Source organism: Secundilactobacillus silagincola, assembly GCF_002583405.1.
GTDB lineage: Bacteria > Bacillota > Bacilli > Lactobacillales > Lactobacillaceae > Secundilactobacillus > Secundilactobacillus silagincola.
The window spans coordinates 1-278 of record NZ_BCMJ01000052.1 but is presented as its reverse complement, the minus strand read 5'-3'; the positions used below and the strand labels follow the sequence as shown (position 1 = coordinate 278).

At 49.3% G+C, this 278-nt stretch carries 1 rRNA gene; it reads right to left on the bottom strand.

The window, feature by feature from the left end:
• A 23S ribosomal RNA gene (locus tag CES82_RS12175) occupies nt 1-278 on the bottom strand; the annotation flags it as partial.

The window sequence follows — 278 nt, the reverse complement described above, 5'->3', positions numbered from 1 at the left end:
CGGTACATTTTCGGCGCAGAATCACTCGGCTAGTGAGCTATTACGCACTCTTTAAATGGTGGCTGCTTCTGAGCCAACATCCTAGCTGTCTATGCAACTCCACCGCCTTTTCCACTTAGGATACACTTAGGGACCTTAATTGGTGGTCTGGGCTGTTCCCCTTTCGACGATGGATCTTATCACTCACCGTCTGACTCCCGGATATAAATCTATGGCATTCGGAGTTTATCTGAATTCAGTAACCCGTGACGGGCCCCTAGTCCAAACAGTGCTCTACC